At 68.6% G+C, this 11,861-nt stretch carries 11 protein-coding genes; 4 read left to right on the forward strand and 7 right to left on the reverse strand.

Annotated features, from left to right (window positions below):
- Position 1: 1 nt before the first annotated feature.
- The 3 genes from R4823_RS05485 (at position 2) to R4823_RS05495 (ending at position 3,094) form a co-directional block, all read left to right on the forward strand.
- Positions 2-667 (forward strand): response regulator transcription factor, encoded by a 666-nt coding sequence (locus R4823_RS05485; RefSeq protein ID WP_338617818.1) that lies wholly within the window; start codon positions 2-4, stop codon positions 665-667.
- Complete coding sequence (locus tag R4823_RS05490; protein WP_338617821.1) at positions 664-2,031, forward strand: HAMP domain-containing sensor histidine kinase; 1,368 nt, start codon at positions 664-666, stop codon at positions 2,029-2,031. Before R4823_RS05485 ends, R4823_RS05490 begins: the two co-directional genes overlap by 4 nt.
- Before the next feature lie 169 nt (positions 2,032-2,200).
- Complete coding sequence (locus R4823_RS05495; protein WP_087837179.1) at positions 2,201-3,094, forward strand: hypothetical protein; 894 nt, start codon at positions 2,201-2,203, stop codon at positions 3,092-3,094.
- Positions 3,095-3,117: 23 nt separating this feature from the next.
- Here the strand turns inward: R4823_RS05495 and R4823_RS05500 are convergent, their stop codons facing one another.
- Positions 3,118-4,287 (reverse strand): mandelate racemase/muconate lactonizing enzyme family protein, encoded by a 1,170-nt coding sequence (locus R4823_RS05500; RefSeq protein WP_087837178.1) that lies wholly within the window; start codon positions 4,285-4,287, stop codon positions 3,118-3,120.
- Between the two features lie 114 nt (positions 4,288-4,401).
- Between R4823_RS05500 and R4823_RS05505 the strand changes: the two genes are divergently transcribed.
- Positions 4,402-5,355, forward strand: coding sequence for a LysR family transcriptional regulator (locus tag R4823_RS05505; RefSeq protein ID WP_087837177.1), 954 nt, complete (start codon positions 4,402-4,404; stop codon positions 5,353-5,355).
- Here the strand turns inward: R4823_RS05505 and minE are convergent.
- The 6 genes from minE to R4823_RS05535 form a co-directional block, all read right to left on the reverse strand.
- Positions 5,327-5,587: a cell division topological specificity factor MinE gene (minE, locus tag R4823_RS05510; RefSeq protein ID WP_087837176.1), complete on the reverse strand. Its 261-nt coding sequence runs from the start codon at positions 5,585-5,587 to the stop codon at positions 5,327-5,329. The two genes, R4823_RS05505 and minE, sit on opposite strands and share 29 nt — an antisense overlap.
- A gap of 3 nt (positions 5,588-5,590) precedes the next feature.
- A complete protein-coding gene (gene minD / locus R4823_RS05515; protein WP_087837175.1) occupies positions 5,591-6,406 on the reverse strand; it encodes a septum site-determining protein MinD in 816 nt (271 codons plus the stop codon).
- Positions 6,407-6,426: 20 nt separating this feature from the next.
- On the reverse strand, positions 6,427-7,218 hold the full coding sequence (minC, locus tag R4823_RS05520; RefSeq protein WP_087837174.1) for a septum site-determining protein MinC: 792 nt from the start codon (positions 7,216-7,218) through the stop codon (positions 6,427-6,429).
- Between the two features lie 415 nt (positions 7,219-7,633).
- Positions 7,634-9,397, reverse strand: a complete 1,764-nt coding sequence (locus R4823_RS05525; RefSeq protein WP_087837173.1) for a glutamine--tRNA ligase/YqeY domain fusion protein — start codon at positions 9,395-9,397, stop codon at positions 7,634-7,636.
- Between the two features lie 205 nt (positions 9,398-9,602).
- Positions 9,603-11,105 (reverse strand): ATP-binding protein, encoded by a 1,503-nt coding sequence (locus R4823_RS05530; protein WP_087837172.1) that lies wholly within the window; start codon positions 11,103-11,105, stop codon positions 9,603-9,605.
- Positions 11,102-11,848, reverse strand: coding sequence for a response regulator (locus tag R4823_RS05535; RefSeq protein WP_338617829.1), 747 nt, complete (start codon positions 11,846-11,848; stop codon positions 11,102-11,104). Before R4823_RS05535 ends, R4823_RS05530 begins: the two co-directional genes overlap by 4 nt.
- Positions 11,849-11,861: the final 13 nt, after the last annotated feature.

The following is an 11,861-nucleotide window of genomic DNA, read 5'->3' on the forward strand; positions in this document are numbered from 1 at the left end:
CATGCGCATACTGGTAGTCGAAGACGAGCCGCGCATCGCGGCCGATATCCGTACCGGGCTGGAGCGCGCGCACTATGCCGTGGACGAGGCGGCCGACGGCGAAACCGCGTGGTTCCGGGCCGGCACCGAAGACTACGATGCCATCGTGCTCGACCTGGGCCTGCCCAAGCTGGACGGATTGACCGTCCTGAAACGGCTGCGCGCGGCGGACATCGCCACCCCGGTACTGATCCTCACGGCGCGCGACGGCTGGCGCGACAAGGTCGAGGGCATCGACGCCGGCGCCGACGACTACCTGGCCAAGCCCTTCCAGATGGAAGAAATGCTGGCCCGGCTGCGCGCGATCACGCGGCGCGCGGCGGGCCAATCGTCGGCCATACTGCGCGCCGGGCCCGTGGAAATCGACACCCGGACCCGGCTGGTTACCGTGCATGGGGCCGCGATGACGCTGTCTTCGCTGGAATACCGGCTGCTGGCCTATTTCCTGCACCACCCGGGCCGCGTGCTGTCGCAGAGCGAGCTGATCGAGCACATCTACGAAACCGGCAGCGACCGGGACACCAATGCCATCGAGGCGCTGGTCGCCCGGCTGCGCCGCAAGCTGGGGGTCGACCTGATCGAGACGCGGCGGGGCCACGGCTATCTGATTCCCGACGACGCCCGATGAGCCGCCGTTCGCTGCTGGTCCGGCTGGGGTGCGCCGCGGCGCTGATGATCCTGCTGGCGCTGGCGGCGGGGGGCGTCGGGCTCACGCTGATCTTCGACCGCCAGATGGAGCGGCGCGCGGTCGCCGAGCTGGCCCTGTACCTGAAGGCGCTGGCCGCGCAAGTCCGCCTGGAAGGCGACGGAACGATGGGCCTGGAGGCGGCCCCGAGCGATCCGCGCTTCGAGCAGCCTTATGGCGGCCTGTACTGGCAGATCGACGGGCCCCGGCGCCAGCAGCTGCGTTCGCGTTCGCTATGGGACGAGGCGCTGCCCACCATCGATACGCCGCCAGGGCGCCCCTTGCGCGCGCGCTGGATCGACGGTCCGGAGCATTCGCGCCTGTTGTCGATCGAACGCACCATCGTCCTGAACGATACAGCCACCGATGCGCGGGTCCACTTGCTGGTGGCGCTGGACCGTGTCGACCTGCAGGCCGAGCGCCGTTCGTTCCTGAGCCTGCTGGTTCCTTCGCTGGTCGGGCTGGGCCTGCTTCTCATCATCGCCATGGCGGGGTTCATCCATCTGGCGCTGCGCCCCTTCCGCGACCTGCAGGCCCACCTGCAGGCGGTGCGCAGCGGACATGGCCGCGAGCTGCCGCGCGGCGTGCCTGACGAGGTCCAGCCGGTGGTGGATGAACTGAACCGGTTGCTGGCGTTCCATGACGCTTCGCTCGAACGTGCACGCACCCAGGCAGGCGACCTGGCGCATGGGTTGAAGACGCCGCTGGCCGTCATGGCGGCGGCGGCACGCCGCGCCCGCGACGGCGGGCAGGCAGCGCTGGCGGACGAGATCGACGAGCAGGTCGGCGCCATGCGGCGCCAGGTCGACCGCACGCTGGCGCGCGCTCGCGCCGGCATGGCGGCCGCGCTCGGGTATCGTTCGACGCCGGTCGGCGACGCCGTGAACAAGACCCTGCGCGCGCTGCAGACGTTGCCCGGCGCGCAGTCGCTGGACTGGGACGCCGACGTCGCCAAGGGGCTCTGCTTCGCGGGAGACGAGGGCGACCTGATGGAGATACTCGGCAACCTGCTGGACAACGCGCGCAAGTGGGCCCACAGCCAGATCCGGCTGGTGGCCCGCCAGGCCGGCGAGCGGGACTGGACGCTGGTCATCGAGGACGACGGCCCGGGGTTGCCCGAGGACGAGGCCCTGCGCATCGAGCGGGGCCGCCGCTGGGACGAGTCCCGCCCGGGTACCGGTTTCGGGCTGGCGATCGCCCGGGATCTGGTCGAGGCCTATCGGGGCGTGATCGGTTTCTCGCGCTCCCCGGATCTGGGAGGGCTTCGTGTTTCCATCACCTTACCAGGCCAGCTCCGAAAAGAGTAAGCATTCGCTCCTGCCATTTGCGCCGGGTCGCGGATGATATGTCTATCCCCGCCAGGAGCATTTCAGCGAACGGGAATTCCTCAATTTGGAGGATTGTCGTAAGAACGTACGCCTCCTAGGATGCAGATGGCCTCAAGCCATTCCAAGAAAACACCCAGGGGGAATCCCGATGCACCATGTCCTGAAAACCACCGGCGCCGCTGTCGCGCTGGCACTGCTGGCCGCCTGTGGCGGCAGCGACGATCCCGCCAAGCCTACCTATTCCGAGAAGCAGCTCCAGGAGCTCGCCTTCGATGTGATAGGTATCAGCCTGGGCGTGCCGCAGGTTACGATATCCGCAGCCGGCCAGGCGCTCAGCTTCCTGGACGATGGTGCGCCGAGCGGTCCCCAGCCTTGTGACGACGGCGGCACCTATACGGCCACGCTTACTCGGGCCAGTAGCGGCCCCATCCCGGGCAACGGCGACAAGGTCGACATCCAGTTCGACCGGTGCGATGACGATGACGTGGTGCTGACTGGCAAGACGACCGTCACGTTCAGCGACGTCAGCGGCGACATCTTCGATAACGACGAGCCGGCCGCGGCGACGATGACGTTTCCGTTCCGCGGCATGAAAGTGGACGACGACACTACGCTGGACGGCGATTTCGTGCTGAAGGCGGCTACCACGCCCGGTGGCGCTCCGGACACCGACGACGGCACGAGCACCCTGAAGATCTCGGGCGCGGTCAAGCTGACCGAGAGCGGCGTGTCGATGGAGATCAGCGAGTATGCCTCCGAATTCAGCACCGACCATGCCACGGACACCGACACGATGACCAAGGTCGACTACCGGGCCAAGGGTTCCCGCTCGCCGCTGGGCGAGTTCGACTACCGGGTGTCGTTGACTTCGCCGGTCGTGGCCCGGATCGCTTTCGGCGAGCTGATCAGCGGCGGCCTGCGCGCCAAGACCGACGCCGAGACCGTCGATACGACCATCGCCACTTCGGACAAGGGCGTCACGACGATCTCCGTCAAGTCTTCCTCGGGCAAGAGCACGTCGATCACTGAGGGCGATCTGTAAACGCAAGGAGCGGACTGGCGGATCTACTCCGCCAGCCGCCGCATTTCCGCGTACAGGTCGCTCTTGCCCTCGAAGCCGATGCCCGGCAGCTCGGGCATGACGATGTGTCCGTCCTGGACCCGGACGCCGTCGGGGAAGCCGCCGTAGGGTTGGAACAGGTCCGGATAGCTTTCGTTGCCGCCCAGGCCCAGGCCGGCGGCGATGTTCAGCGACATCTGGTGCCCGCCGTGGGGGATGCAGCGGCGGGGCGACCAGCCGTGCGTGCGCAGCACTTGCAGCGTGCGCTCGTATTCGACCAGGCCGTAGGACAGCGCGCAATCGAACTGCAGCCAGTCGCGGTCCGGCCGCATGCCGCCGTAGCGGATCAGGTTGCGGGCGTCCTGGTGGCTGAACAGGTTCTCGCCGGTGGCCATGGGGCCCGGGTAGTATTCGGCCAGCGCGGCCTGCAAGGCGTAGTCCAGCGGATCGCCGGCCTCTTCGTACCAGAACAGGGGGTAGTCGCGCAGCATCTTCGCGTAGGCGATGGCGGTGTCCAGGTCGAAGCGCCCGTTGGCGTCCACCGCCAGTTGCCCGCGGCCCTCGATCTCGGCCAATGCCGCCTCGATGCGCCGGCGGTCCTCGTCGATGGAGGCGCCGCCTATCTTCATCTTGACCACGTTGTAGCCGCGGTCGAGGTATGAACGCATCTCGGCGCGCAGGGCCGACAAATCCTTGCCGGGGTAGTAGTAGCCGCCCGCGGCGTAGACGAACACGCGCGGATCGGCCGTCACGCCATGGCGTTCAGCCAGCAGGCGGAACAGGGGCTTGCCTTCGATCTTGGCGACGGCGTCCCAGACGGCCATGTCTATCGTGCCCACGGCCACCGAGCGTTCGCCGTGGCCGCCGGGTTTCTCGTTGGACATCGCGGCGGCCCAGACGCGGTGCGGGTCCAGGTTGGTGCCGGCATCGTTCAGCAGCGACTTCGGGTCGGCTTCGAGGATGCGGGGCGCGAAGCGTTCGCGGATCAGCCCGCCCTGGCCGTAGCGGCCGTTGGAATTGAAGCCGTAGCCGATCACGCGCTTGCCGTCGCGCACCGCGTCGGTGACCACGGCCACGAGGCTGCTGGTCATCTTCGTGAAGTCGATGTAGGCGTTGCGGATGGGCGAGGAAATGGGCTTGGTGACTTCGCGGATTTCGAGAATGCGCACGGACATGGAAACTCCAGGAGGGCCGGGCGGAAGGCCGGCTGCATGGACGTATCATGCCGTTTGCCGCATCGGGCGGCCAATGCTAGTTTTCTCTTTTTCCATGCTCTGTAAGCATCGGCCATGAACCTGATCTGGCTGGAAGATTTCCTGGTCCTGGCCGAGTGCGGCAACTTCTCGCGCGCGGCCGAGCTGCGGCACATGACGCAGCCGGCCTTCAGCCGCCGCATACGCATGCTGGAGGAATGGCTGGGCGTGACGCTGTTCGACCGGGCCACGCATCCCGTCACCCTGACGGAGACGGGGCTGTGGTTCCGGACCACGGCCCAGGACATGCTGGCGCGCGTGGAGCGCATCCCCGACGAGGCCCGCCGGGTGGCGCAGGCCAGCTCGGCCACGCTGCGCTTCGCGGCCACGCATGCCCTGTCGCTGACCTTCCTGCCCGACTGGCTGCGTGGCCTGGAGTCCGGCCTGAGCCTGGGGCCCATACAGCTGGTGTCGGACGTCGCCCAGCAATGCGAGGCGCTGATGACCCAGGGGCGGGCGCAGTTCTTCCTGTGCCACGCGCACGAGCAGGCCCCGGCCCGGCTGGACGCCTCGGCCTATCCGTCCATCAAGGTGGGCGACGACGTGCTGCTGCCGGTTTGCGCGCCGGACCGGCAAGGCCGGCCGCGTTTCGTGCTGGGCGGGACGTCGGGCAAGCGCGTGCCCATCCTGGCGTACAGCGCGGAATCGGGCCTGGGGCGCATCGTCCGGGCCGTGCATGGAGCCGCGCTGGCACGGTTGCGGGCGGATGTGGCGGTGACGGCGCACCTGGCGACGGTGCTGCAATCGATGGCGCGCAGCGGCCGTGGCGTCGCCTGGCTGCCGGCCAGTCTGGTCCGCGACGAACTGGGCGAGGGAAAACTGATGGAGGCGGGGGAACCGTCCTGGCGCATCGAGCTGGACATCCGCCTGTACCGCCGCGGCGCGGCCGAACCCGCCGCGGCCGAGGCATTCTGGCGGGCCGCCGGCGCGGGGACGCCGGGGCCGCGCGAGCCGGGCGGCATCAGGTCGCCGAAGGCATCTCGATCTTGACTTCCAGCACTTCCAGCGTGTCCTGGCGCTCCAGGTTCACCTTGATGTCGTCCGGATTGATCTTGACGTACTTCGAGATGACGGCCACCAGCTCCTTCTGCAATTGCGGCAGGTAATCGGCCGAGGCGCCGGAGCCCGATCGTTCGTGGGCAAGAATGATCTGCAACCGTTCCTTGGCGACACCGGCCGACGGCGGCTTTTTCTGTCCTAGGAAAAAGGAGAGCAGCGACATCGATTATTTCCCTCCGAACAGACGCTTGAACAGGCCGGGCTTTTCGTAATCGACGAAACGCAGCGGTTTGTCCTCGCCCAGGTAGCGGGCGACGACGTCCTGGTAGGCTTCGGCCACCGAGGTACCCTTCAGGTGGATGGCGGGCAGGCCCTGGTTCGAGGCTTGCAGCACGTCTTCGGATTCGGGAATGACGCCGATCAGCTTGATGCGCAGGATGTCCTCGACGTCCTTGAGCGACAGCATTTCGCCGTCGGCCACGCGCTTGGCGTTGTAGCGCGTCAGGAGCAGGTGTTCCTTGACCGGTTCCTCGCTGTTGACGGCGCGGCGCGACTTGGCCGACAGGATGCCCAGGATGCGGTCCGAATCGCGCACCGACGAGACTTCCGGGTTGGTCACGACCAGCGCGTCGTCGGCGAAGTAGGCCGCCATCAGCGCGCCCGATTCGATGCCCGCGGGCGAATCGCAGACGATGTAGGCGAAGTCCATTTCCTTCAGCCCTTCCATGACCTTCTCGACCCCTTCCTGCGTCAGGGCATCCTTGTCGCGCGTTTGCGAGGCCGGCAGGATGTAGAGGTTGTCGAGCTGCTTGTCGCGGATCAGGGCCTGGTTCAGGGTGGCTTCGCCCTGGATGACGTTGATCAGGTCGTAGACCACGCGGCGCTCGCAACCCATGATGAGATCGAGGTTGCGCAGGCCGACGTCGAAATCGATGACTGCCGTCTTGTGGCCGCGCAGCGCCAGCCCTGCAGCGAAACTGGCGCTGGTGGTGGTCTTGCCGACGCCGCCTTTGCCTGAAGTCACGACAACGATACGTGCCATGGGGAGTGGGTCCTTATGAGTTAGATGGGCAACGGTTCGACCAGCAATTTCTCGCCGTCGAGGCGGATCAATGCCGGTTTGTCCTGGATGTCGGGGGAAAGCGCCGTGGTCAGCGTGCGGTACACGCCGGCGACGGCGACCAGCTCGGCTTCGAGCCGGGTGGTATAGATGCGTGCCTTGGTGTCGCCGCGGGCGCCGGCCATGGCCTTGCCGCGCAGCGGGCCGTAGACATGGATGTTGCCGTCGGCGATGACCTCGGCGCCGTGGCTGACCACGCCCATGACGATCAGGTCGGCATGGCGGGCGTAGACCCGCTGGCCCGAGCGCAGGGGCTTGTCGATGACCATGGTCGGCACGGCATGCGGCGCCGCGGGCGGCTGCTCGGCCACGGTTTCGGTGGCGGGCGGCGTTTCCGGCTGGCTGGGGGCGGGAGCCGGCGCCTGGGCGGCTGGCGCGGGTTCCGGCTCGGCGGCGGCCTCGGGCTCGGGCGCGGGCGACCGGGCCGGCGCGGCGGGCAGCGACAACAGGGCCAGGCCGGCCTGGCGCGCCGATTCGGCCAGATCCGCCGGAGCCATGATGCCTATGGTCGGCAAGCCGTGCCGCTTCAGGGCCTCGGCCAATTGGTTCCAGTCGAGCGGTTCGGTCAGCCGAGAGGCGTCGATGACCACCGGTTCGTCTTCGAAGAAGCCGGCTGCCTCCTCCATCCGCTGGTCCAGCGCGGCCAGCACGGCCTGGAGGTCGGAAGAATGCAACACCACGCGGATGGCGTAGAGCGAGGTGCTCTTGATATCAAGTACGGGACTGGCTTCCATGGGCGGCGCCGGACGGCGCAAATGCGCAAAATGCAGATTCTACCGGTAGGCGCCCCGGCGTGGGCGTTAGCGGTTGTGTCGGCCCCACCGACACAACCGCTAACGCCCACGCCGGGGCTAGGGAGGTCCCCCCCCCTACGCCCTTCGGGCGCCCCCCAGGGGGCGAAACCAGCAGACTGGCGGAGCCAGATCCGCGGTTTCCTGGGTCTAGTGCGGCTTTCTTGGTTTGATGCACCGCTGCTACCGCTGGCAGCCAGCGAAGCACAGGTACCCCAATCCAAGATAAAAACTCTAGACCGCAGGATGCGGTGGATCCGGCTTTGCCGGTCCACCCGCATCGCCCCCTTGAGGGGGCGCCCGGAGGGCGTAGGGGGTGGGCTTTCCTTGCGCGCGTCAGCGCGTAGGGGGGGGACGACTACTTCCAGGTGTCGCGGAGCGTGGTGGTGCGGTTGAAGACCGGGGCCAGGGTGGACGAGTCTTCGCGGTCGGCGACGAAGTAGCCGAAGCGTTCGAACTGGTAGGAAGTGCCCGGCGTGCCGTCGGTGCCGGGTTCCAGGTAGCCCTGGATGGTCTCGACCGAGTTGGGGTTCAGGTACTCGATGAAATCCTTGCCGCCGGCGCTGGGATTGGGTTCGGTGAACAGGCGGTCGTACAGGCGGATCTCGGCGGGCACGGCCGTGGGGGCGTGCAGCCAGGTGATGTTGCCCTTGACCTTGACGCTGTCCGCGCCGGGCGTGCCGCTCTTGGTGTCGGGCAGGTATTCGGCCTGGACCTCGACCACCTTGCCGGCCTCGTCCTTGACGAAGCCGGTGCACTTGACCACGTAGCCGTACTTGAGCCGCACCATGTTGCCGGGGAACAGGCGGAAGAAGCCCTTGGGCGGGGTTTCCTCGAAGTCCTCCTGCTCGATCCAGAGTTCGCGCCCGAACGGGAAGGTCCGCTTGCCCATTTCCGGATGGTGGGGATGGCGGGGGGCCGAGCATTCCTCGGTTTGGCCTTCCGGATAGTTGGTGATGACCAGCTTGAGCGGGCGCAGCACCGCCACGGTACGCGGCGCCTTGGGGTCCAGGTCGTCGCGCAGCGCCTGCTCCAGCAGCGAATAGTCGATCCAGGAGTCCGACTTCGAGGCGCCGGTGCGCTCGCACAGCAGCTGGATGGCCTCGGGGGTATAGCCGCGCCGGCGCAGGCCCAGGATGGTGGGCATGCGCGGGTCGTCCCAGCCGCTGACGTGGCCGTCGTTGACCAGTTGCAGCAGCTTGCGCTTGCTGGTGATGATGTAGGTCAGGTTCAGCCGCGCGAACTCGTGCTGGTGGGGCAGGGGCGCCTCCAGCAGGCCCAGCTCGCGCAGGTTGTTCAGCAGCCAGTCGTAGAACGGCCGCTGGTCTTCGAATTCCAGCGTGCAGATGCTGTGGGTGATGCCTTCCAGCGCATCCTCGATGGGATGGGCGTAGGTGTACATCGGGTAGATGCACCACTTGTCGCCCGTGCGATGGTGCGTGGCATGGCGGATCCGGTACAGCACCGGGTCGCGCAGGTTCATGTTGGGCGAAGCCATGTCGATCTTCGCCCGCAGGGCCATTGAGCCGTCGGGATGCTTGCCGTCGCGCATCTCGCGCAGGCGGGCGACGGACTCCTCGGGCGGGCGGCTGCGCCACGGCGAATCGGTGCCGGCTTCGGTCAGCGTGCCGCGCATGGCGCGGATTTCCTCGGGGCTTTGTTCGTCCACGTAGGCGTGGCCGGCCATGATCAACGCCTCGGCCGCCTCGTACATGAAGTCGAAGTAGTCGCTGGCGTGGTAGTAGTGCTCGGTGCCGAACGCCGTCCAGTCGTAGCCCAGCCAGCGCACGGCATCGACGATGGCGTCGACGTAGCGCTGTTCTTCCTTCTCGGGATTGGTGTCGTCCAGCCGCAGGTGGCAGACGCCGCCATAGTCGCGGGCGAGGCCGAAGTTCAGGGCGATGCTCTTGGCATGGCCGATGTGCAGGTAGCCGTTCGGCTCGGGCGGAAAGCGCGTGCGGATGCGGGCCGGATCCAGCGGAGCGCCGGCCAGGTCCGACGCCGGGCCGGGGTGGCCGGCCCAGTGTTTCTCGGCATAGCGCCCGGCGGCCAGATCGGCCTCGACGATATTGCGCAGGAAATTGGTGGCTGGAGCGGGAGCGGGTTTGTTCGGTGTGGTCATTGGAAATAGGGGTGGACGAACTGGTCCTTGCTTCGATTTTGCCATAACGCTGGTCCCCCTACGCGCCGCGCGCGCCCGACATGGTGAGCCCCCGGCCGCTGCGCGGCAGCCCCCCAAGGGGGCCGGGACCCGCCTTGGGGCGGCACTGGCGGACCGGCGGAGCGGATCCGCAGTGCCTGAGGGAGGTCCGGCTGGCGGGGTGGGGTCAGGGGGGGAGGGGGATGGCCGCGATGACCCGCAGGCCGCCGCCTGCCGGGGTTTCCAGGACGATCCGGCCGCCGTGGGCGCGGGCGATGGCGTCGACCAGGGCGAGGCCCAGGCCGACGTTGCCGGTGCGGCTGCGGGCGGGGTCCAGGCGGGAGAAGGGGCGCAGGGCGTCTTCGTAGCGGTCGGGGCTGATGCCCGGGCCATGGTCGCGCACGCCCAGGCGGGCCTCGCCGGAGCGGGCTTCCAGGGTGATCTCCAGGGGCGGGGCGCCGTGCTGCATGGCGTTCTGGATCAGGTTGTCGACCAGCCGCGCCAGCGCGACGGCGTCGGCGTTGACCACGATCTCGCCGGTGGGGGGGGACGGATAGTCGATCTGGCTGCCGGTGCCTTGCCAGGCGTGGATCCGTTCCCGCAGCCAGTCGCCCAGGTCGATGGGGGTGAAATGGTAGGTGGCGCGGTCGGTGCCGCGCACGAAGCCGATGAACTGGTCGACGATGTGCTGCATGTCCTCGGCGTCCTGCCGCAGGCCGTCCTTGAGCGCCGGATCGTCGACCATCTCGGTGCGCAGGCGCATCCTGGACAGCGGGCCCTTGAGGTCGTGCGGCAGGCCGGCCAGCAGCGTGCGGCGCACCTTGTCGGACTCGTTCAGCGCATCGAGCATGGCGTTGAAGCGTTCGCCCAGGACCTGGGTCTCGTGCGGGCCGGCCGGTTCCACCCGCTCCGGCTTGCCGGCCGCGAGGCGATCGGCGGCATGGGCGAGCGAGGTGATGGGGCGCGTGATGTGCCAGGAGAACCAGGCGGCCAGCAGCAGGATCGCGCCGACCCCGCCCAGCCACATGACGATCAGGGGCGTCTTGACGGGCGGGCTGATGCGTTCGAGCGAGATGACCAGCCAGGACCGCATGAGCGGTTCGTCGTCATTGCCCAGGCCGGGCGTGAGGGAGATGAACAGGGCGGGTTCGGGGCCGCGGGACAGCGCTACCCGCGAGCCGTCCGCCAACTGGGCGTTCAGGCGCTGGATCAGGCCCCGCATGGCGTGGCGGGGGTCGTCGTCGGCCCAGCGCGGGGCCTCGCGCGGGCCGCGGCGCTCGGGGCCGAAGCGGAATTCGCCGGACCGGTAGTCGGGCGGCATGCGGCCCCCAGGCAGCGGTTCGAACCGGGGGTGGGCCGGGCGGCCTTCCCGCCGTGGGGGCTCGCCCGGCCGGGGCCGGGGCGGGATGGGGCGGGAGACCAGCCGCCACTCGCCCTGGGAGGCCGCCGCGACGAAGGCGGCGCGCTCGCTCTCGTCGATCTGCGCGATGGACGCGCGCAGGGTGCGTATCGTGGTCGCCATGAGGTCCGGGGTGACGTTCTCGAGGACGTTGCGGCGGTAGTGCTCGATGGCCAGGAAGGTCGTGGCCTGCGCGACCAGCACCGCGCCCAGGATCAGCAGGACGAGGCGCGCGCGCAGCGAGCGCGGCACCAGGCGGCCCGCCCAGCCTCGGCGCGCGGGTGCGTTCATGGCAGGGACGGCGAGGCCGGCGCCGGATCGTCGTTCGGGGTCAGGGGAGAGAACCGATAGCCGATGCCCCAGACGGTCTGGATCCATTTCGGCTGCTTGGGGTCGTCCTCGATGGCGCGGCGCAGGCGCAGGATGGCGATGTCGATGGCGCGGTCGTTGCGCTCGCCGGCCTCGTCGTCGCGCGCCAGGGCCAGCAGCCTCTCGCGCGAAAGCGGCTTGCCCGCATTGCGCAGCAGGGCCTCCAGCAAGTTGAATTCGCCGCCGGTCAGGCGTACCTGCTCGGCTCCGCGATGCAGGGTGCGGGCCTTGGCGTCGAAGATGAAGGGGCCGAACGAGACCGGGGCGTCCTTGACCAGCGCCGAGGGGCCGCTCTTGCGCCGCAGCACCGCCTCGATGCGGGCGAGCAGCTCGCGCGGATCGAAGGGCTTGCCCAGGTAGTCGTCGGCGCCGGATTCCAGGCCGATGATGCGGTCCACCGTCTCGTCGCGCGCGGTCAGCAGGATCACGGGCAGGTCCTCGCCGCGTTCGCGCAGGCGGCGGCAGGCTTCCGCGCCGTCGCCGCCCGGCAGCATGCGGTCGAGCACCAGCAGGGCGGGCGCGTAGCGGGTGATGCGCGCTTCCAGGTCGGTGGCGTCCGGCGCCAGCAGTGTGTCGTAGCCCTGCTTGTTCAGGTAGTCGGCCAGGAGCTGGCGCAGAGCCGGGTCGTCATCGACCACGAGCAGTTTGATGGCGGATTTTTCCATGGGGGAATGTTCG

The organism is Pigmentiphaga sp. CHJ604 (assembly GCF_036972535.1).
Taxonomy (GTDB): Bacteria; Pseudomonadota; Gammaproteobacteria; order Burkholderiales; family Burkholderiaceae_B; genus Pigmentiphaga; species Pigmentiphaga daeguensis.

Bases quoted from the DNA above. Each gene is read 5' to 3' on its own strand.
- R4823_RS05485 (WP_338617818.1), top strand. From the start codon at position 2: ATGCGCATACTGGTAGTCGAAGACGAGCCGCGCATCGCGGCCGATATC.
- R4823_RS05490 (WP_338617821.1), top strand. From the start codon at position 664: ATGAGCCGCCGTTCGCTGCTGGTCCGGCTGGGGTGCGCCGCGGCGCTG.
- R4823_RS05495 (WP_087837179.1), top strand. From the start codon at position 2,201: ATGCACCATGTCCTGAAAACCACCGGCGCCGCTGTCGCGCTGGCACTG.
- R4823_RS05500 (WP_087837178.1), bottom strand. From the start codon at position 4,287: ATGTCCGTGCGCATTCTCGAAATCCGCGAAGTCACCAAGCCCATTTCC.
- R4823_RS05505 (WP_087837177.1), top strand. From the start codon at position 4,402: ATGAACCTGATCTGGCTGGAAGATTTCCTGGTCCTGGCCGAGTGCGGC.
- minE (WP_087837176.1), bottom strand. From the start codon at position 5,587: ATGTCGCTGCTCTCCTTTTTCCTAGGACAGAAAAAGCCGCCGTCGGCC.
- minD (WP_087837175.1), bottom strand. From the start codon at position 6,406: ATGGCACGTATCGTTGTCGTGACTTCAGGCAAAGGCGGCGTCGGCAAG.
- minC (WP_087837174.1), bottom strand. From the start codon at position 7,218: ATGGAAGCCAGTCCCGTACTTGATATCAAGAGCACCTCGCTCTACGCC.
- R4823_RS05525 (WP_087837173.1), bottom strand. From the start codon at position 9,397: ATGACCACACCGAACAAACCCGCTCCCGCTCCAGCCACCAATTTCCTG.
- R4823_RS05530 (WP_087837172.1), bottom strand. From the start codon at position 11,105: ATGAACGCACCCGCGCGCCGAGGCTGGGCGGGCCGCCTGGTGCCGCGC.
- R4823_RS05535 (WP_338617829.1), bottom strand. From the start codon at position 11,848: ATGGAAAAATCCGCCATCAAACTGCTCGTGGTCGATGACGACCCGGCT.